This window comes from Kribbella sp. NPDC058245, assembly GCF_042882005.1.
GTDB lineage: Bacteria > Actinomycetota > Actinomycetes > Propionibacteriales > Kribbellaceae > Kribbella.
This window is the reverse complement of sequence record NZ_JBHVWY010000023.1, coordinates 93495-114503: the sequence shown is the minus strand read 5'-3', so window position 1 is coordinate 114503 and position 21009 is coordinate 93495. Positions and strand designations below refer to the sequence as shown.

The following is a 21009-nucleotide window of genomic DNA, read 5'->3' as shown; positions in this document are numbered from 1 at the left end:
CAAGCCCCTCAGGGAGTCACGGTGAAGGTGTCGACGTCGTACAGATTTCCGGCGCCGCCGACAAAGGACAGGAACAACGGACCACTCGCGGACGCGTTCAAGGTGGTGGACACCGTCTGGAAGGTCTCCCAGCCGCCAGTGACCGGTACGGCGACCGATCCCAGCAACGTGCCGGTCGCCGAGCCGGCGCGGACCTGAAGCGTGCCGCCGGATCCGGCCGACGAGACGCGCGCGCTGAACCCGTGCATGCCGGCGGTGCTGACACCGGAGTACCCGGCCCAGTCGCCGTTCTCGATGAAGCCGACCGTGGCGCCACCACTGGCTGCCGCATGAGCAGCGACCTGTACGCCGGACTGCGAGGTGAACGCCTCGCCCTCGGTTGTGCTCCCGCCGGTCGCGGAGGTGTTCAGCGTGAACGCGTCCAGGTCGAACAGGTTGCCCTGACCAGTGACACCCTTGAAGACCAGGAACAACGTGGTGGTCCCGGCCGGGCGGTTGTTCAGGTTGGCGGACACGTTCGTGAATGTGTCCCAGCTTCCGGTGGATGCCACGGTCGCCGTACCTAGCAGCGTTCCGGTCGCTGAACCGGCGCGCACCTCTAGCGTGCCGCCAGGACCGGCGGACGAGACCCGAGCTGTGAACGATGTCGCATTGCTGACCGCGTACGGCGTGAACGAGATCCAGTCGCCGTTGTCCACATACCCGGCGGTCTTTCCGCCCTCTGCCGTCGCGTGGTCGGCCAACTGGATGCCGGACTGCGCCGAGAAGTGCTCCGCCTGCCGGTGTCGCGGCTGCAGCTTGTGGACGCTGTGCGTGGTCAGGCCGCCGTTGTCGGTGTACTCCGCATCGAACACGCCGTACACGTTCGCCGCTGGATCATGCTCGCCATCCACCGGTACGGCGATCGACCCGCTGCAACCGTTCTTGGAGGTGATCTGGTGCTGGTGGACGTCGTGCCCGAGGAAGTAGGTCACCTTCACCCGCGAACAGTCGATCGTTCCGTCCTCTGGATCGCTGACAGATACCTGAAACGGAACCGTGTCCCCGAACGAGAACAGCTGGCCGTCAACCGGCGAGGTCAGATTGACGGTCGGCGCGGTGTTGCCGACGCTGATCTGCACATTCGCCGAACCCGTCAACCCGGTCGGGTCGGTGACGGTCAGCGTCGCGGTGAAGTTGCCTGCCGTGTTGTAGGTGTACGACGGGTTGGCCTGCGTCGAGGTGCCGCCGTCACCGAACGTCCAGCGGTAGGTCAACGCGCCACCCTCGGGATCCGAGCTGCCCGCGGATGAGAACGCGACTGTGAGCGGCCGCCCGCCCGAGGTCGGCGTACCGGCTGCTTTGGCGACCGGGTTGCGGTTCTGGGCGCCGATGTACTCGATCCGCCACAGTGCTTGGTTGTTCGAACCGGTGCCGTAGTCGAGCACGTAGAGAGCGCCGTCCGGTCCGAAGGCCATGTCCATCACCTGGGTGCCGTTCCACGGGAACGCGCCGATGTCGCCGACGCCACCGCTGCTGGTTACCTCGATCGCCTTGATCCACTGGCGACCGAGTTCACCGGCGAAGTAGCGCCCGTCGAGCGAGGCCGGGAACTTGACCGGCGAGTTGAGATTGGCGTCGTACCGGTAGACCGGGCCGCCCATCGGCGACTCGGAACCACCGTTGCCGAACTCAGGCGGCGTACCGGCATCACCGGCGTACCGGATCCAGGCCGGCTGTGCGGGCGGCAGTGTGGTCCGGCCGGTGTTGCGGAACGAATTGTTGGTGACTCCGGCCGCGCAGTTGAACTTGGCGCCGGACGGGCCGCTCGGGAACTGGTAGTCGTTGTAGGTCTCGGTGGTGGTGTTGGTGCCGGTGCAGTAGGGCCAGCCGAAGTTGCCCGGGGCCGTGATCCGGTCGAACTCGACCTGTCCGTTGGGGCCGCGGTTCGGGTCGGTGACGCCGGCGTCCGGGCCGTAGTCGCCCAGGTAGACGATGCCGGTCGCTTTGTCGACGCTCATCCGGAAGGGGTTCCGGAATCCCATCGCGTAGATCTCCGGGCGGGTCTGCGCGGTCCCCGGGGCGAACATGTTGCCGGACGGGATCGTGTAGGTGCCGTCGGCTTGTGGCTTGATCCGCAGCAGCTTGCCGCGCAGGTCGTTGGTATTGCCCGCGGTGCGCTGCGCGTCGAACTGCGGGTTGCGGGTGGTCCGCTCGTCGATCGGCGTGTAGCTGTCGGACTGGAACGGGTTGCTGTCGTCGCCGGTGGTCAGATAGAGGTTGCCAGCAGCATCGAAGTCGAGATCGCCACCGACGTGGCAGCACTGACCGCGATCGTTCGGCACCCGCAGAACGATCTTCTCGCTGGCCAGGTCGAGCGTGTTGTTGGCCGCGAGGGTGAACCGCGACAGATGCAGCTCACCCTTCCAGGCGTCCCAGTCTGCCTGCGTGCCATCGGTCGGCGCATCGCCGTCCGGGGTGCTCAGGCGCGGGGAAAAGTACAAGTAGACAAAGCGGTTCGTCGCGAAGTTCGGGTCGACCGCGACGCCTTGCAGCCCTTCCTCGTCATGCGTGTAGACGTTGAGCTTGCCGGCCAGCGAGGTGGTGCCGTTCACATCCGTGATCCGGACCGAGCCGTCGCGAGCGGTGTGGATGACGGACCGGTTCGGCAGGACGGCGAGTGACATCGCTTCGCCGAGTTCGTTCGCGCCGCTGGCGAGCGAGATCTGCTGGTAGTCGCCGGGTGGGATGGTCGAACCCGCTTGCGCAGTGGATGCGTTGAGACCCAGCGCGGCGGTCAGGACGGCGGTGATCAGTAAGGAGATCCGCCGGACACCTTTTGTGCTCATGGGGCACTCCTTCAGTTGTTGATCAAGTCGAACGATTCCCAGGGACCGATCGCCGTCCGGTTGGCGATCAGCGCGGCCGCACCGCCGTTCTCGGCACAGACCAGGTTGTTGTTGATCTGCGCGCGGAAGCTGACCGTGCCGTCGGGATTGCGGATCAGCTGGAACGTCTCCCACGACCCGACGGCCGCGTTCTTGGCGAGCAGTGGTGCCGCACCGGCGTTGTCGGCGGCAACGAACAGGCCGTTGGCCCGGGCCTTCAGCGACACGTTGCCGCCGCCCAGATCCGCCATGTCGAACTGCTGCGCCGTGCCGATCGTGGTGCTGTCCGCGATCAGCGGCGTACCGGTTCCGGCGGTGACGTACTTGCCGTTGGCCCGCGCCCGCAGGCTGATCGTGCCGGTCCCTGGTGTTGCCTTGGGCAAGCCAATGGTTGCCTTGTCATACCGCCGCGCCGCCGTGGCCGGCGTACCGGTCAGTGCTTGGAACGGTTGGATGGCCGAGCCGGTCTTCTCCACCAGGTAGGACCGGCCGGACTGTGCCGGAATCGTGAACGTCGCGTTGGACTGAGCCGGTACGACGGTCGCCCGGGTCTGCCCGTCGAGGACCGTCACGCTTTGACCGGGCCACGGGCTCCGTACGGCGAGCTGTTGGTTGGCGCCGGAGGTGATTGCGACCGTGGTCGGCGTACCGGCGGTGATCTGGACGTGGACCTTGGATTTGTGGCCGATGGCAACGGTTCCTTCGCCGGTCCAGTCGCTCGGCCAGGCGGGGGCGATCCGGAGCAGGCCGTCGTAGTCCTGAGCGAGGGCTTCGGGCACGGTCGCGGCGAGTACGCCGGACTGCTCGATGTAGGGCTCGGAGGCTTGAGCACCCGTGAAGCTCGCCATCCCGGAGGGGTAGACCTGGTACTTCAGGGTGGCGTTGAGGAGCGTGGACTTCACCTCGGAGGCGAGGCCCAGCCGCGCGGCCTGCAGCGGGTCGTAGCTCCAGTCGGCGGCGTTGACGTAGCTGCGCGAGGTGTAGGTGCGCCGACCGAGTGCGGAGTTGTCACCGATCAAGTTGAACGGCCAAACCGCTTCGAGACCGATGTTCTCGCTGTTATGCCGCTCGGCCGTCGGCTGCGTCGAGAGGCCGATCATGGTGTTGCCGTTGGCATCGTTTGCCGGACTCAGGAGCTGCGTCTGGGTCGCGGTGTCGGTGCGGGGGAGTTGCTGCAGTTTCGGGATCGCGGCATTGAGTTGGGTGACCAGTGCGCTGTCGTTCTGGTTCTGCGCGGCCTTGACCGCGACCGGGAAGAACGCCGTCATCGCGGCGATGTCCGTGGTCGGGTCGGTGACGTCCCACTGCGTCTCGTGCGCGTTGGACCGCGTGTGCAGCTTGCCGTCGGAACCGGTCGTCGCGTGCGAGAGCAGGAACTGCGCGGCACCCTTGATCAGGGGGTAGTGCGCGGTCAGGAACGCCTGGTCGTCGGTCATCCGGTAGTGCTCCCAGACCCAGAGCCCGACCTCGGCACCCGTGGTGACCGTGAGCGCGTTGTAGCTGGGGGAGCTGGCCTGGTCGCAGGAGGAATTGCTGGTTCCGCCGTTGTACGTGCCGTTGCCGTTGAACCGCATCGTCTCCGGAACGCATAGGCCTTGGCGGCCAGGCATATGAACGCTTGTCCAGGATGCGATCGCGTCCAGATTGTCGCGGTACAGGCGGAACATCGGATCGTTGAGGCCCGGCAGACCCGCTGACAGGTTGGCGGCGACTTGCATCCGCAGGTTCCAGAACCAGTAGCCGGCCGGGAACCAGTCGCGTTTGTCCTGCGAGAACGTGAACAGGTCCGCGACACCGGCCTGCGATCCTGGCAGGACGCCACGACTCTGTGCGGCACTCGCATACAGGAAGATCGTCCGCAGGTTCTCGACGTAGTCACCGGAACCGTCCGCCGAGCTGATCTTGATCAGGCCGGCCGAGTTCCAGTAGTTGTGCCACCACTGCAGATGCGCATTCCGCACCTCGCCTTGTGCTGCACCGTTCAGTACGGCGTTGGTCGTGGCGATCGAGTCGCCACCGGTCCAGGTCGGTGCGGCGACGACGACGCGGAACGAACCGTCGGTGTTGGGCTGGAAGCTGACCTGACCGGTGAGATTGTTCGGGGTGGACGCGGTGACGTTGCGACCGCCCGCGGTGAGCCCGGCGAGCGAGCCGAACGTGCGACCGGATGCGCCGGCGCCGTTGTTGTCCACCCAGGTCTCGGCGAGCGCCGCCGTACCGCCTGATGCTCGTGCTTGTGGTGAACGTCCGCTCCACAGCTTCACCTGAGCGGTCTGCGTGCTGTTCGGGTCAGCGCCGGTGACGTCGACGACCAGTTGCTGGGTATCGGCCCGGACGAACGCGGTCAGGGTCATGCCGCCGCCGGATTGGCGCAACATCCCGTCGTACAGGTCGAGTGTCCCAGTGAAGTCGGCCGCGGTCGTGAGCCGCGATAAGCCGGGAATCACCAACTGGCCAAGGGACTTGCGGTCGGGGAACGTGTCGGTGCGGTTGAGCTGGGCGGTAAAGCCGTCGGCGGCCCAAACGGCCGCGCCGAGGGCACCATTGCCGAGCGGGAGGGATTCGGCCGGGGCGGTGTTAGGTCGCTGGACGACGACGTCCGACCGCCGCACGACGTTCGGGGTATCGACGACAAACGAGCCGTTCTGCCACGCCGTCGTACCGGCCGCGACTGCAGGTGGAGCGCCGGTGGTGAGCAGACCGGCCACGAGCGCAAGTGCGAGCAGCGCGCGGGCTGGCCCGGACGGGGGACGGGAGCGGGTTTTCGGCCGAATTCTGGGCAGGGGTAAGCGCACGGGGGCGTGCATCGGACCTCACTGATGAGCTTGGGGGCGGACCCATCGGCCGGGCGCGGAGAACCCTGGGTGCTATCGGATATTTCCTGCCCCGGAGCGTCACGTCAAGACTTCGTTGGGCGACCATCCAAACTCATTGCCAACTTCTTACGCCCCGCCCACCCATTTCTTGCATCCCACTCCCACTGACGGCCGCCTCTACCGCGTGCGCCTTGCCCTCACCCCACTCCTACTCTCCGCCGACCCACCCCGCGCCCTCGCCCACCGACCGCTGGCCCGCACCCCCCCAACTGGACGGATATCCCCGGAGCCGGAGGGTTGTCCCCTGAGCTGGAGGGTTGCCCCCCCGAGATTTTCGATGGGCAACCCCCTAAGCGGAGGGATATCCCCTGAGCCGGGGGGGGGGGTGCCCGCTGAGATTTTCAATGGGCAACCTTCCATGTGGAGGGATATCCCCTGAGCCGGGGGGTTGCCCGCTGAGATTTTCAATGGGCAACCCCCCAACTGGAGGGATATCCCCTGAGTTGGAGGGTTGGCCCCTGAGCCGGAGGGTTGGCGCCTGAGCGGGGGCGGGGCGGGGGTGGGGAGCGGCGTACGGCGGTGCTGCCGGGGTGGGGGAGGATGGGGATTTAGGGTGGGCGGATGGCGACGATTTTTCATATCGCGATTCCGGAGCAGTGGGCGGCGGCGGTGGAGGCCGGGTGTTACCGGTGGTCGACGCGGGGGAAGTCCTTGGATGCCGGGGCGACGTTCATTCATTGCTCGCGGCATGACCAGGTCGCGATGGTGGCGAACTTCGTGTACGACGATGTGCCGGGTCCGCTGACCTTGCTGGTGATCGACACCGAGCGGCTGGTGTCGGCGCTGTGTGACGAGGATCTGGACGGGATCGGGATCAGCTTCCCGCACATCTACGGGCCGCTGAACCTCGACGCCGTGCTCGACGACCGGCCGTACGAGCGGGGCGCGGACGGCCGATGGCCCACAGTGCTGGATGATCACTCACTCCGTTCGTGATGCAGCTCCGGAAGCCGTATCCTGATCGAGGAACGGGTCGGTCGGGCGATCGCGTCGGCCACGTGAGTGGCTGCCGAGGAAAGTCCGGACTCCACAGGGCAACGTGGTGGGTAACGCCCACCCGGGGTAACCCGCGGGACAGTGCCACAGAGAACAGACCGCCAGCGGCTTCGGTGAACCCCGTGGTTCATGGAAGTGCGGGTGAGGGTGAAACGGTGGTGTAAGAGACCACCAGCTCCCCAGGTGACTGGGGAGGCTCGGTAAACCCCACGTGGAGCAAGGCCAAGAAGGACGGCGGGCAACCGCCGTCCGCGTGAGCGTTCGAGGGCTGCCCGCCCGAGCTCGCGGGTAGGCTGCTAGAGGCGGCTGGCAACAGCCGTCGTAGATAGATGATCGCACTCGACAGGATCCGGCTTATATGACCGGCCCGTTCCACCTCCTGTCAGGCGAGCTGCCACTTCCAATCCCTGAACAGCTCGCTCTCCGGAGCGTTCGCGCCCCGCAGCCGTAGTGCATAGCTGATGAGCGAGTGGTCCAGCATGTAGAGCCGGTTACCTTCCCGTACGCCGTCCTCCGACACTCGCTCGATCACCCATTGCAGGGGCGCGCGACCGTCGTACCGGAGTCGTGGTCTGAACAGACGCCCGGCCTCGCCGATCTCGCCGAGCATGTTGAGCGCGTAGCTGACCGGGTAGGGGCGGTTGTCGCGGTCCGCGTCGGCGCGCTCGAGATCGGGGTACGCGTCGGCCAGCCGGTCGAACGTCTCCTCGGTCAGCAGGTCGAGCCGGCCGGTGACCATCGCGGTCGAGATCAGGTACGGGTACGAGATGCCGCGCAGGAAGTAGTCCTCGCCCGGATCGATCTCCTTCCACTGGCCGACCAGCGAGTCGACGAAGCCGTTCAGATCCGGCAGTTGCTCGTCCAGGCGCCCAAGGTTGTGCAGGGCAACGATGTAGTAGAGACCCATGTGGGTCCGCTCGGTGTCGGTGATCCCGCCCATCAGCCAGCGCAGCTCGGCCAGCCGGTCCTTGCGATAGGTCAGGTACTCCGCCCGGCCGGACATCGCGATCGCGTTCATCAGTGTGACGAGCGGATAGATCCGTGGAAAGAGTGCCGACATCGCGCTGGGGAACGATGGTTCGAGCTCGAGTTCGTCGGCGCGGTCGAGATACTCGAGCAGTTCTTCCACGTGATCGCGTTCAGCAGTGCGAACGTATTCGCCGTACCCGAGCAGGTAGCAGACCGAGAGCAGCATCGAGCCGCCGCGACCGCGGAAGAACGGTGCCGGGATCTGTTCGAGTAGTCCGAGCGCTTCCACGATGTAATTGCGCTCAGCCGTGACCAGCCGATCAGCCAGCCCGAGTTGGCCCAGCGCGAGGAAGACCGCCGTACAGGCAGACAGGCGTTCGTATTCGCCATGGCGGCCGCTGTTCTCATCCTTGATCGCATTCGGCTCGATGGCATCGAGCCCGGCCAGCACCTCGGCCGGAAAGTCCGCCGGTACGTCGAGTTGCAGCTTGGCGAACGAGTCCAGCAGGATGCAGCCGGCCATCAGGCGGTAGTACGGATTCTGCTCGGCCCGTACGGCGGCCAGCACCGGATCGAGGAGCGCATTCACATCCGCGAAGGCGTTCGGGTCGTTGACCTGCAGGATCAGTTCCGACAGGTGCCGGGCGAACAGCGTGTAGGAGTTCGCGGGGGAGACCCGTCGCGACAGCTGGTCGAAGGTACGCCGTACCCACTCGGCCGCGACCGGGTCGTAGTCGACCGGGTACTGACCCAGGCCGATCCCGCGCACCATCCGGCTCCACGGCGTCGCGATCATCCGCGACTCGTTCGACAGCTCGATCATGCGTCCACCCCGATCGGCGGAACGTCGAACCCGAGGAAGGTTGTGCGGGTCCCTTCGAGCATCTCCAGCGCCCAGTTCAGCCACTTGATGCCCTCGCAGTAGATCGCGACCGGTCGCCGCTGCGCGCCGTACGTGTCGCGGAGCGAGCCGTCGAGCTCGGCCTGGAAGTGGAACGGCGGCATCGCGGTGAAGTGCGTGCCCATCACGAACACGAACCGCACCAGCCAGTACGGGTCCTCGGCCAGGTATCGCGAGTCGGGGTCGTCGAGATCGTAGGCCGCGGTCATCACCGGCTTGAAGTAGTCCTCCATGCCGCGCGGGCTGGCGTTGTCGACGGGCGCACCGGCCGGTGTCACGTCGCGGACCTGGTACGCGCGCTGATACGGGTTGCCCTCGAAGAACTCGATGCCGACCGATGGCGTCGTACCGGGGGCAGTGGCGACCTGGAGCCGGAACTGCTCGAAGTGGATCTCGTCGTAGTGCCCGATCGAGTTGTGCCACGGCTTGTTGTCGTACATCGCGTCGTCGCGGGTCCCGGCCCCGTCGCTCTCGAAACCGATCGCGCGCGGGTCGAGGAACTTGATCCCCAGAGCTTCCGGCGTGATCGCGGCGATCGCCTGGTCGATCGCTGCCTGTGAAGCACCGGACTCGATCACGTCCTGCGCCTGCTGCAACGTTGTTATGTCGGCCAGCTTGATGTTCTCGGTGTTGGTATCGCCCATCACCAGCGAGTGCGACCGCGGCTCCAGAACCTCGAGCCACTCCGGGTGCGCGCGGAATCGGCTCAGCAGAGCGCCGGCATTGAGATAAGGCGTGCCGTTGATGACGATCTGCTCGCTGTCCAGCAGATCCGGCCCGAAGGTGTTCGGCGCGGTCAGGCGGCAGAGCGCGAGCCGGTCCTCGATCTTGCGGAAGTACGACGCCTCCAGCGTCTCGCCGTCGGCCGGTACCCGGTTCACCGAGTGCACGTTGCGGTAGAGGATCCCGAAGATCTGCTCGTACAGCCGGGCGATCACGGCCGGCGGCGGTGAGTACTTCTCGATGTACCGGCTGACCTCCTCGCCGGTCACGTAGCTCATCTCGTAGATGACCTCCCGGTACGACGCTTTGCCGTCCGCCTGCAGATGCGGTGGAACCGGGATGTCGCGTTCCAGGACGTCGTACACCTCGGGGAAGATCTCGCGGACCGACTCGGGCAGCGCCTGCAGGTACTCGGCCTGCTTGCGCGCCTTGGCGAACGGCGGCAGCATCACGCCTTCGCCCTCGGGATTCCAGTGCGCCGTCGTCAGCGCCTCACTGAGGATCTTGCGGACGATCGTCCGGGTGTCGCCGTCGCGGTGCAGGAAGATCGTCATCGACTCACTGCCACCGGCGCCGAACCCCGTCACGCGTTCGCCGACGCCGATGTAGGCGTTGACGGTACTGCTCAGCAGCCGCCGGCCTTGGGCGTGCCGAAGTACGCGTTCGTTCTCGGGGGAGAGCCGCAGGACCGATCGGTCCTCGAAGGCGTCGAGGGCGGGATTGAGGCCCTTCTTCCAGATGTCGGCGGGGGAGACCATCGAGATCACATCGGTCCGGTACGGGCCGGCGTTCATCCGGGCCGGGTCGAGGACCGAGCCGAGCGAGAGGATCTGGCAGTTGCCGTTCAGCTGGAGCGGGCGGCGCGCGACCTCGGTCGTCTCGACGAGACCGGTGCTCGCGATCACCGCTCCGATGAGGCTGCTCGCGATGTCGGCTACTGCGTTTTCAGTGGATGGTGACATGGCTTGCAGCCTCCAGGTCTTTGACGTTCTGGACGGGAATTCCTTCGGGAGACAGCACCGGTACGACGGCGTTCTGCAGCGACGCGAGGAGGTCGTCGAGCGCCATACCGGTCTCTCCGCGAAGCAGGGCGCGATAGACGCGGACGATCCGCGCGAGCGTGGTCGCGCCGGAGGCGGCGAGGGCGACCAGCCAGCCCATCGGGTCGCTGCCCTCGAGGTAGTAGTCGGTCTGCGCGAACATCGCCGGGCGGTGTCGGTGCAGCACGTGGAACAACGTGAACTGGTGGACGAGCAACGCGAGCTCAAGGTCCTCGCCGCCCGTGGCCTCTGGGGTGACCTCCGGGACCTGTGCGTAGATCTGGCGGGCCAGCGGCTGGGTGTCGAGCAACAACCTGGTACGGCGGGCCAGGTCGACCGGGTCGAGATCGGCCGGCCGGTCGAAGTGGACCACGACGACCTCGGGCTGCTTCCCGGCCAGCAGGCTGCGACTGGAGATGCACCCCGTGGCGTCCAGCACGGTCAGCTCGGCGTACACCTGACCTAGCTGTTCGGCGGGCCCGACGATGCGTTTCTTCAAGCGGGCTTGGAGAACCAGCTCACCGCTCGCGACGTCGATGCTGTCGCGGTGGGCGGAGGTGTGCTGGAAGATCTCCAGGAAGCGGCCGACGGCCTCGATGTCGCGGCGTTCGGAGTTCAGCATCTCCTGGGTGATGACGCGCTCCATCGTGCTGGCCAGGTAGGGCTGGGCGAACTGGTTCGCGGCCACCACCCGGAAGAGATCGCGGAGCAGATCGTGATGCCGGTCGGACAAGTGGTCGCCGGCCGTGAGCTCGGTCAACTCGGCGAGCACGTGGTCGACCAGCTGGAGTGCATCGAAGAACTCCTTGGTCTCCTGACCATCGCCGGTGAACGCTAGTACCGGCGTCTCCAGGTTGTTGTCCTTCAGCAGCCGCACCGACTTGTGCCCGAGTCCGAGTTCGATGATCAGATCAGGCCGGAGGGCGTCGAGTGTCTCGGCAGTGGCCTGGGACGCCATCACCTCGTCGATCGTCGCCAGTACGGCGTCGTGGACCTCGGCGGCCGTGGTCAGCAACCCGGCGGTGCTGTTCGAGACGACGGGGACACGCGGCTTGCGGAAGACGATGCCCTGCGCGGAGATGAACCGGTCCAGTGCTGCTCGGACACCGCGCATCCTTGCCGAGTGGGCCAGGAACGTCGTCGGGTCCTTGAGCTCGACGGCCTGGACCGCGGGAAACTCGGCGACGAACTCTTCGAACTTGGTCTTCGCGCCACCACGGACGTACACGTTGGCCTGGCGGGCGGAGTACAGCTTGTGCACCTCGACGTCATCGGCGGACCACGTCTCCTGAATCTCCCGCAGTACGTCGGTCAGCCGGTCCGGGTCGCCTTGCAGACCCATCACGTGGAAGGGCTCCGGTACGAGTGGCTCGGCCTGCGGCAGGTAGGCAGTCATCTGCTGGGCGAACGGCTCGTCATCGGCGCCTTCGGCCGCGACCAGCACGAGCGGTGTGAAGGCCTGCGCGATCTTGATGCCGTCGCCGACCGACAACGAGCCCGCTGCGATCGCGGCCGCGATGATGCCGAAGCTCTCGCCGGTGTAGGCGACGAACCCCAGCGGTACGCCGTGGTCGTGGGCGAGCGCGCGCAGCTGGGCTTCGAGCGCCAGGTTGTGTACGACGAAGGCCGCGCCGATGAAGCCCTGCCTCGCCATCCGGCCGGTGGGCAGGTTGGCCGGCTCGAGCAGGATCCTGGCCGGGTCGTCGAAACCGAGTGCGCGGGCGCCGGTTTCGTAGATCTCGGTGACCTCGGGGATGCCGCTGTCGAAGAGCCCACGGCCGAGGTCCTGGTACGCGGCCCGGCTCCCGAGCCCGGGGAAGAAACCGGCCGGCCGGCCTCGCCGTACCGGCTGGGTTGCGTCTGGATCGGCGAGGGCGCGGCGCTTGCGCTCATGGGCGAAGAGGTACGAACTGATCGGCGAGATCGAGCGCGCCATCGTGATCGTCTCGCGCAGGCTGTCCGGGGTGGTCACCGTGCTGGCCGGCAGGCCGTGCCGGGAGAGAACCTCGCCGATCGTGCCGGGCCGTGCGGTCCGGTGGATCAGGAACAGGTCGAGGAACTCGAACTCGCGCAGCTCGTCGACGAGATCGAGCATCCGGCCGCGGTCCAGCTCTTTGAGTGTCTCGGCGGTGATCCCGTGTGATCGGGTCAGCCGGGGGAGGTTCCGCGGCTGCATCAGCGTCTCGCGGAGAGAGGCCGCGTCGTCCAGGCCGAGCCGGTGCAGGATCATCGCCCGGGCAGCCCGGCGAATGGCGAGCACCGGACGGACACCACGAATGGCGAGGGTGGCTTCGAGGGTACTGCGCAATTCTGGCTCGGTGCCGGAATCCCGTAATCCGTGACAGATGTCATGGAGGCTTTCCAGGAGTTCCGTCGTACTCGGCCGGCGGCCTTCGTCAAGGGCTTGCGCAATACCGGCGACATGGCGATGAAATGCGGCCAGACCGGGCTTTTCGAGGATTTCTCCGAGTAATTGCCGGACCTCGCGGGTGCCGAACAGCAGTGGGCTGACACCGGCCTCCTCGACGCCCAGCACGAGCCAGTAGTGCGGCCGCAGGACGGCCAGCACCTCGCTCTGCCGGTCGGCCGCGACCATCAGCATGGCCTGGTCGGCGGCGTCCGGAACGAAGTCGTAATCCCCTTGTGTAGTGGTCAATCCACTGATGTCGAAGGGGATCTCGGTCACTCCGGTCGGAGCGCGCAGCCGGAGCCGGTCGGCATGGACCTCGAGGTCGGTGACCCCGGGCGGGCCGGCCTCGATGATCGCCGCCTCGAGGGTGACATGACCCCTCGGGTAGGTCTGGAGCAATGACCGGCGGATCGGCGCGGTCAGCGAATGGGCGGTTGATTCCAGCATGGGCGGGGCTCCTCTGGCGAGAACTATCGCTCAGCCATTGAAACTCGCTGCTGCTGCCCGTTCAAGTAATTTCACACTGGTTCATGAGATCGATCTCATGGCGAAATGGATCGTTTCCATGGAATGCCAAGGTTGAATCGATCGATAAATTAAACCTCAAGGGAAAAGACCACCCGGCCCGGTTGGTCTACCGGGCCGAATGGCCTTTCTTTCCCGAGGGGTGGGAAGAACTACTGCACCGCGACGGGCTCCGGCTCGGAGGCGGCGGCGGGGGCGGCCGAGCGGATGGAGCCCGCTGCGACCACGATGAGTCCGAGCAGGCTCAAGCCCGCGCCGACCCACAGCGGTGACGTGAACCCGTAGCCCGCGGCCAGGGTGAGTCCACCGATCCAGGCGCCGAGGGCGTTGCCGATGTTGAAGGCCGCGATGTTCGCGCCTGAGGCGAGAGTCGGGGCGTCCGGGGCATACTTCATCGACCGCATCTGCAGGCCGGGCGCAGTGGCAAGACCGATGCCGCCCATCAGGAGCAGGGCGATGACGGTGAGGATCTTGTTCTCGGCGACCAGGGCGAAGGCCGCGAGGATCACGGTCAGCCCGGCCAGGAAGGTCGTGAGTGCCTTGTTCAGTCCGCGGTCGGCCGCCTTGCCGCCGATCAGGTTGCCGGCGAAGGTGCCGAGCCCGAACAGGACGAGCAGCCACGGGACGGTGGCGGTCGCGAAACCACTGACCTCGGTCAGCGTGAACGCGATGTAGGTGAAGCCACCGATGACACCGCCGAATGCGAGCACACTGATTGCGATCGTGATCCACACCTGACCACGCTTGAACGCACCGAGCTCAGTGCGCAGGCTGGTCGCGGCGGCTCGCTCGGTCTTCGGTACGAGCAGGGCGATACCGGCGAGTGCGACAACACCGATCACGGTGATCGCCCAGAAGGTCGAGCGCCAGCCGAGCTGCTGCCCGAGGAAAGTTCCCAGCGGTACGCCGAGCACGTTGGCGACCGTGAGTCCGCCGAACATCAGCGAGATCGCGCCGGCCTTCTTGTTCGCGGCAACCATGTCCGAGGCAACCACCGCACCGACGCTGAAGAACGCGCCGTGACACAGCGCGGCAATGATTCGCCCGGCCAGCAGAACGCCGTACGTGGGGGCGACCGCCGAGACGAGGTTGCCGATGATGAACAGCACCATCAGCCCGACGAGGGCCTGCTTGCGGTCCACCTTGGTGAGCGCGAGGGTCAGCAGGATCGCCCCGATCGCGACACTCAGCGCGTAGCCCGAGACCAGGTAGCCGGCCACCGACACGGAGACGGTGAAGTCCGACGCCACCTCCGGCAGCAACCCGACGATCCCGAACTCGGTAAGCCCGATCCCGAACCCTCCGAGAGCTAGGGCGAGAAGCCCGATTGGCATGTTCCGTCTCCTTCTGTCAGCAGCTCGATACGCTCCGAGGTATCGACATATCGAAGTATCGCAGAAGATCGATATGAGTCAAAGCGATTCGCCCAGCTGATCAGAAGTGGGTGCCGTCAGTGGTTAGAGGGCATGTCCGAGTACGTCGACGAGCCGCGCAATGCGGTCCTCGTCGCGCTTGTAGTGCGTCCACTTGCCGACCCGCGTCGAGCGCACCAGGCCCGCGTGCTCCAGCGTCGACATGTAAGCCGACACGGTCGACTGGGCCAAGCCACTCTTCGCCTGGATATGACTGACGCAGACACCGATCTCGTTCTGGTCCACGATCGCCTGCTCAGGCCAGAAGTTCCCGTCCGGATCCCGCAACCACTGCAGAATCTGCAGGCGCACCGGATTCCCCAGCGCCTTGAAGATCTCAAGCAGCTGCGCACTGTCGAGCGAGGGGGCGTCGTTGGTCGTCATTGGCCTCCGACCCAGATCGGACGAAACACATCGAAGAATCCCGATACTACAGGATGGTCCCCCTCCCGCCGAGCCCCATGCCCACCACCCCGCGTCGCCGGCGGGCTGGATCGCCCGCAATCTCACGGGATATCCGTTCAAAGTGCCCCTTCTCCCCCCAAATTTCGGCAGGAGAAGGGACCATATGAGGGGAGAACCCCCCTGGTCCGATGGCCCTCGCCACGGTGTCCGTCGGCCTGGCGGCGAGCAAGCACTCGCCGACGCCGCTGGTCGCATCCACAGCCGCCAACGTCCGAAAACACGCCGACCACGCCCTCCGTTCATTCGGACGTTAGGCGTGACCACCGTGGTGACCGGGGACAGGAAGTGGTGGCCGGGGACAACGCACACCATGTCCCCGGTCCCCACTTCTTGTTCCCGGCCCCCACTTGTTGTCTCCACCCCCCAAACGGGGTCAGTGGTACGACGACCTCGGCCATACCGGCACCCTCGCAGGTGGGCGGCCGTGAGCGCTAACCATTAACGCCTGCAAGGGGGAGTGCGGGGGGATTTAGAAGGTGTGGTTGTCGGTGGGGAAGGCGCCGGTGGCTACGTCGGCGGCGTAGGCGGTGGCGGCTCCGGTGAGGATGCCTCGGAGGTCGGCGTACTGCTTGACGAAGCGGGGCATGGCGCCGGAGCGTAGGCCGGCCATGTCCTGCCAGACGAGGACCTGGGCGTCGGTGTCGCGGCCGGCGCCGATGCCTACGGTGGGAATGGGGACTCGTTTGGTGATCTCGGCGGCTACGTCGCCGGGGACCATCTCGAGGACCAGGGAGAAGGCGCCGGCTTCGGCCAGTGCGACCGCGTCGTCGATGAGGCCGGCGGCTTGGTCGCCGCGGCCTTGGACTCGGTAGCCGCCGATGCTGTGTTCGCTCTGCGGGGTGAAGCCGATGTGCGCCATCACGGGGATGCCGGACTGCGTCAGCTTCTCGACCATCGGTACGACGGTTCGGCCGCCCTCGAGCTTGACCGCGTGCACGCCGGCTTCCTTCATGAACCGGACCGCGGTGTGGAAGGCCTGTTCCGGCGACGCCTGGTATGAACCGAACGGCAGGTCGGCGACGACCAGCGCGCGGTCGACCGCGTTCGCAACTGCCCGCGCGAGCGGGATCAGCTCGTCGACCGTGACGCGCAGAGTGGTGTCGTAGCCGAAGACGTTGTTGGCGGCGGAGTCGCCGACCAGCAGGACCGGGATCCCGGCCTGGTCGAAGATCTCGGCGGTGTACTGGTCGTACGCCGTCAGCATCGCCCACTTCTCGCCACGGTTCTTCATGTCCCGCAGGTGGTGGATGCGGTAGCGCCGCGGCCGCGCCGGAGCGTCACCGGAACCGCCACCCTCAGGCGGACGCTTCTCCGACGACGACGACGAGGACGAGGGAGACGACGAGGGCGACGACGAAGACGGCAACGACGACGAAGGCGATGAAGCAGATGAAGGTGAGGACGGCACAGACGAGTCGGCGGCCTCCGGCGTACCGGCGGTTCCGCCCGGCTGGGCGCGACGTGCAGCGCGGTGCGAGGCGATGTGCTCGGCCGGCACCTGGCTGGGGGCGTCCTGCTGGACGTCCGCTCGTCGCCGCGCGCCGATCCGCGACCGCGGTTCGCTCACGGGTGCGTTGCTTTCGTACTCCGCGCTGGGATCCGACAGATAACTCGGTCCCGACGGAACAACCTTTTCCGACGGCGACGGAGAAGGCGGCTGCGGGGCGGGCGCCTGTGCAGACGACGTCGGCTGCGGAGCCGGAGCCTGATTCTGCTGCGGCGCAGGTGCCGGCGGCGGACCCTGCGGGGGCGTCGGCGGCTGCAAAGGCGACTGCGACTGCACGGGCGGTTGCTGGGATGGCGGCTGCAGCGGGCTCAGCCCATTGCTAGGCGCCTGCGGAGGCAGCGGCAACGCACCGGTGTTCGGCGGCGTGCCGTTCTGCTGCGGCGCCTGGCTGCTCCAGTTGGACGACCCGTTGGAAGCAGGCGGCGGTGCGTGCTGCGTCAGCCCGTTGCTGCTCTGCGGCGCGGCCGGGGGCCGCGGTGGCTGCGGAGGCGGCTGCTGGGACGGTGCGCCCTGCCGGTTCGGCGGTACGCCGTTGCTCCCGTTCGACGGTGCGAACGGGTTCTGCCGATTCGGGGCAGCAGGTGGCTGGGCCGGTGGCTGCTGCGGACGGAACGGGCTCTCCTGCGGGTACGACGGCTGTCCGTACGACTGCTCTTCGTTCCGCGCCTGCTGCTCACGCTCGCCGTAGTACTCAGGCCGCTGCGGCGGTTCACCGTACGGCGGCCGCGGCTGGCCCTGCGGAGGTGCAGGAGGTGCAGGCGGCTGCTCGCCGTACCGCTGCTGGGGTGGCGGCGGCGCCGGCAGGGAGCCGGGCAGGTACGGCGGCTTCGGCACGTACGGCTGCTGCGGCACCGGGCCGCGCTCGAACTGCCGGGGTGCGTTCGGCAACGACGGCGCAGGGTCGAGACCGAGCCCGTTGGGCCGGTCCCGCCAGGGCTCGCTGTCGTAGTCCGAACGGCGGTGCTCTTCGGTTGTCCGGTTCGACGGTCCGGTCCCGTACGGCGAGGGCATCTCCTCGTCGTCCTGGGTACCGGCCGACCTGAAGTTGTCAACCATGGGCTCATCGTCCCACCGATGCGGAGGGTAAGCGCCATCGGCTGTGCCTGAGTTGTCAGTCACATTGTCGCGGCGCAGGCCGGAGTCGCCGTCGAGCTCTTCGGAAGAGCCCCACGGTGTGTCCTCGGATGGGCGGTACCGCCAGGAGTCGCTCAGTGCTCGGCTGCCTTCCGTGCGTCCTCACGCCATGCATTGGTGATCGGCAACCGGCGGTCCCGGCCGAAGGCCTTGTGGGTGATCTTCGGGCCCGGTGGGTACTGCCGGCGCTTGTACTCCGCGCGGTCGACCAGCTGGATCACCTTGCTCACCAGCTCGGTCTCGAACCCGGCCGCGACCAGCTCTGCGCTGCCGCGGTCCAGTTCGACGTAGTCGTCCAGCATGTCGTCGAGCAGGTCGTACGGCGGCAGCGAATCGGTGTCCTGCTGCCCCGGCCGGAGTTCTGCCGACGGAGGTTTGGCGATCGAGTTCTCCGGGATCGGCGGCTGCTTGCCGTGCGCGGCGGCGTCCGCGTTGCGCCACTTGGCGAGCCGCCAGACCACAGTCTTCGGGACGTCCTTGAGCGGTGCGTACCCACCGACCGCGTCACCGTAGATGGTGGAGTAACCGACCGAGAGTTCAGATTTGTTGCCGCAGGCAAGTACCAGGTGGCCGTCGGCGTTCGACAAGCCCATCCAGACGACGGCCCGGACGCGGGCCTGCAGGTTCTCCTCGGCGAGCCCGGTCAGACCGAGCGTGTCGATGAACGGCTGCACCATCGGCTGGATCGGGATCACCCGGTAGTTGAGGCCGGTGCGCGCGGCGAGCTCGGCCGCGTCGTCCTTGGAGTGCTCACTGGAGTAGACGCTCGGGTTGGAGATGCCGAAGACATGCTCGGCGCCGATCGCGTCGCAGGCGATCGCGGCGACCAGCGACGAGTCGATGCCGCCGGACAGTCCGAGCAGCACCGACTTGAAGCCGTTCTTCTGCACATAGTCGCGCAGCCCGGTGACGATCGCGCCGTACATCTCGGCCTCGTCCGCGAGCCGCGGTGCGACGGCGGCCGCGATCGGCTCGTACGACGGGAGCGCGTCCTCGTGGATGACCGTGTGCACGATCTCGATGCCCTCGTGGGTACCGGACGGCGTACCGGTCGCGGCAGGCAGTTCGAGGTCGACGACCATGCTGCCCTGCTCGAACTGCGGGGCCCGCGCGAAAATGTTGCCCTCGGCGTCGGAGATCAGCGAGTCGCCGTCGAAGACCAGCTCGTCCTGGCCGCCGATCAGGTTCACGTAGGCGAGGGCACAACCGGCCTCGCGAGCACGCCGCGTGACGAGTTCGCCGCGAACGTCGTCCTTGTTTGCCTCGTACGGCGAACTGTTGACCACCAGCAGGAGTCCCGCACCCGCGGCTCGCGCCACTGCGACCGGGCCGCCGTCCTGCCACAGGTCCTCGCAGATCGCGAGCGCGACATCGACGCCGTGGATCCGAACCACCTGCAAGGTGCTGCCCGGGACGAAGTGCCGGAACTCGTCGAACACTCCGTAGTTCGGCAGGTGATGCTTGACCGCGCTGGTGACGACGCGACCCTGGTGGATAACCGCCGCTGCGTTCGTCGGCGAACCCTTCGGGCGACCGAGCCGGTCGACGCCCATCGCCGTACCGGTGGCGCGGTCCAGGTACCCACACACCACCACGATGTCGCCGAGACCGTCGGCGGCCAGCCGTTCGGCCAGGCTCTTGATCTTGGCCTGCGACGCGTCGACGAACGATCCGCGCAACGCGAGGTCCTCGACCGGATATCCGGTCAGCGCCAGTTCCGGAAAGGCGACGACGTGCGCACCGCGCTCGACAGCGTTTCGCGTCCAGGCAACGATCTTCTCGGCGTTCCCGTCCACATCACCGACAGTCACATTGAGCTGAGCAAGAGCCACCCGAAGCTGAGACACGAGAGCACACTACTGGTTTCCGCGGTTACTCCAAGACCCCGATCGACCGACACACGCTTTCGACGTTCTCCGCGAGCGGATCCATCGCGTCGATCGTGAGGTGTTCGCGGGTCACTCCGGGGAACTCCGCCCGCATCCGCTCGACGTGATTCCACCCCACCTCATGCCAGCCCGGGATCCCGCGCCGGCGCCCCTCGAGCCGCTCCCGATGCACCGCCTCGTCACGACAAACACACTCGATCAGCCGGAACTCAGCGCCGTACTGGACAGCCGTCCGTTCCCACCGCTCAGCCTGTACGTCGTCCACCACCGCATCCACGATCGCCGACTGCCCGAGCATCAACTGCCGCGTCACCAACGTCCCGAGCAGGTCGTAGAACATCGCCAGCAACCGCGGCCGTTCCACCCCCGTCAACACCCCGTGCGGCACTATCGCCCCGAGCAGCCAGTCCCCGGCAAACACCGGCACCCCCGCCCGCCGCCCCACCTCCTCAGCGAGGGTCGACTTCCCCGTCCCCGGCAAACCGGTGAAGACCACAACCCGTTCCATCCCCACACTCTGCCCCCACGGACCGCCATTTCCCTGGCTCAGCACGCAACTGGGGGGTTAAGCACTCGCGTTCACGGTGCGGAACCCCCGATATGAGTGCCTAGCCAGCGAAATGGGGCTAGGTGGTGGCGAAGACCAGTTGGTGTTGTGGGGTCCAGTGGAGAGAGGTGTAGAGGAGGTGGCCTTCGGGGGAGGCGAGGAGGAGGCCGGTGGTGGCGCCTTGGAGTTGGGCCTGGGTGGTGAGCGTGCTCATGAGGGCTTGGGCGAGGCCGCGGCGGCGGTGGGCCGGCTCGGTGCGGATCATGTCGGCGACGGCGTCGGTTCCGTCGATGGCGATGCGTCCGGTCGCGGCGACTCGACCTGGATTTCGTGGGCCGTGGTGACGCAGTTCTGCGTGGATCAGGCCGGCGCTGGTCGTCTGGTGGAGTTCGTACTCCGGTGGGATCGGGTGCTGCGGGTGATCGGCCAGGGGAGTGGACATCAGCCACAAGGTGCGGACGATCTTCAATGGATGCAGCGCCTCCGCGACGCGCACCGGGTCAGGGGTGATGACGGCCAAGCGTGCACTCCCCGGTGGGTGTGGGGCGGCCAACGTCATGCGGGCTGCGCCTTCGGCGTACTGGTCGGTGGTGAAGTACTCGACCTGCCGATCCGGTTCACCGATCTGTACGGCGATGACGTGGTCGGTCTCGGTGTAATTGGTCCAGCCGCGGGAGCGGGACCAGCCGCGTTGCCAGCGCGCGAGTAGTTCGTGCATGCCTGCCATGGAACCAGCGACGAAGGTTCA

The 21009-nt window shown here is 66.9% G+C and carries 12 protein-coding genes and 1 other RNA gene; 2 read left to right on the top strand and 11 right to left on the bottom strand.

Features of this window, described 5'->3' with window-relative positions; all coding sequences use genetic code 11:
- Positions 1–8 precede the first annotated feature (8 nt).
- Positions 9–2828: a carbohydrate-binding protein gene (locus ACFVWG_RS38295; protein ID WP_391548407.1), complete on the bottom strand. Its 2820-nt coding sequence runs from the start codon at positions 2826–2828 to the stop codon at positions 9–11.
- Positions 2829–2839: 11 nt separating this feature from the next.
- Positions 2840–5575 (bottom strand): DUF5703 domain-containing protein, encoded by a 2736-nt coding sequence (locus tag ACFVWG_RS38290; RefSeq protein WP_391548406.1) that lies wholly within the window; start codon positions 5573–5575, stop codon positions 2840–2842.
- A 729-nt stretch (positions 5576–6304) separates the two neighbouring features.
- Between ACFVWG_RS38290 and ACFVWG_RS38285 the strand changes: the two genes are divergently transcribed.
- The gene (locus ACFVWG_RS38285; protein WP_391548405.1) at positions 6305–6679 is read left to right on the top strand and encodes a DUF952 domain-containing protein; all 375 of its coding nucleotides are present in this window, start codon (positions 6305–6307) and stop codon (positions 6677–6679) included.
- A 33-nt stretch (positions 6680–6712) separates the two neighbouring features.
- An RNA gene (rnpB, locus tag ACFVWG_RS38280) (RNase P RNA component class A) lies at positions 6713–7113 on the top strand.
- Between the two features lie 8 nt (positions 7114–7121).
- On the opposite strand, the gene ACFVWG_RS38275 is transcribed toward rnpB, so the two are convergent.
- From ACFVWG_RS38275 to ACFVWG_RS38235, 9 genes are all read right to left on the bottom strand, one after another.
- On the bottom strand, positions 7122–8531 hold the full coding sequence (locus ACFVWG_RS38275) for a hypothetical protein (protein ID WP_391548404.1): 1410 nt from the start codon (positions 8529–8531) through the stop codon (positions 7122–7124).
- On the bottom strand, positions 8528–10294 hold the full coding sequence (locus ACFVWG_RS38270; protein WP_391548403.1) for a hypothetical protein: 1767 nt from the start codon (positions 10292–10294) through the stop codon (positions 8528–8530). The genes ACFVWG_RS38275 and ACFVWG_RS38270 overlap by 4 nt, the downstream gene beginning before the upstream one ends.
- A complete protein-coding gene (locus ACFVWG_RS38265; RefSeq protein WP_391548402.1) occupies positions 10278–13229 on the bottom strand; it encodes a hypothetical protein in 2952 nt (983 codons plus the stop codon). Before ACFVWG_RS38265 ends, ACFVWG_RS38270 begins: the two co-directional genes overlap by 17 nt.
- A 230-nt stretch (positions 13230–13459) precedes the next feature.
- Positions 13460–14641 carry an MFS transporter gene (locus ACFVWG_RS38260; protein WP_391548401.1) on the bottom strand — a complete coding sequence of 394 codons (1182 nt, stop codon included), beginning with the start codon at positions 14639–14641 and terminating at the stop codon, positions 13460–13462.
- Positions 14642–14764: 123 nt separating this feature from the next.
- Positions 14765–15103 (bottom strand): ArsR/SmtB family transcription factor, encoded by a 339-nt coding sequence (locus tag ACFVWG_RS38255; RefSeq protein WP_391548400.1) that lies wholly within the window; start codon positions 15101–15103, stop codon positions 14765–14767.
- A 550-nt stretch (positions 15104–15653) separates the two neighbouring features.
- On the bottom strand, positions 15654–17747 hold the full coding sequence (gene panB, locus ACFVWG_RS38250; protein WP_391548399.1) for a 3-methyl-2-oxobutanoate hydroxymethyltransferase: 2094 nt from the start codon (positions 17745–17747) through the stop codon (positions 15654–15656).
- A gap of 152 nt (positions 17748–17899) precedes the next feature.
- Positions 17900–19672 carry an NAD+ synthase gene (locus ACFVWG_RS38245; RefSeq protein ID WP_391548398.1) on the bottom strand — a complete coding sequence of 591 codons (1773 nt, stop codon included), beginning with the start codon at positions 19670–19672 and terminating at the stop codon, positions 17900–17902.
- 25 nt (positions 19673–19697) lie between these two features.
- Entirely contained in the window at positions 19698–20222 is a 525-nt protein-coding gene (locus ACFVWG_RS38240) for an AAA family ATPase (RefSeq protein ID WP_391548397.1), read from the bottom strand.
- Between the two features lie 118 nt (positions 20223–20340).
- Positions 20341–20979 (bottom strand): GNAT family N-acetyltransferase, encoded by a 639-nt coding sequence (locus tag ACFVWG_RS38235; protein ID WP_391548396.1) that lies wholly within the window; start codon positions 20977–20979, stop codon positions 20341–20343.
- Positions 20980–21009: the final 30 nt, after the last annotated feature.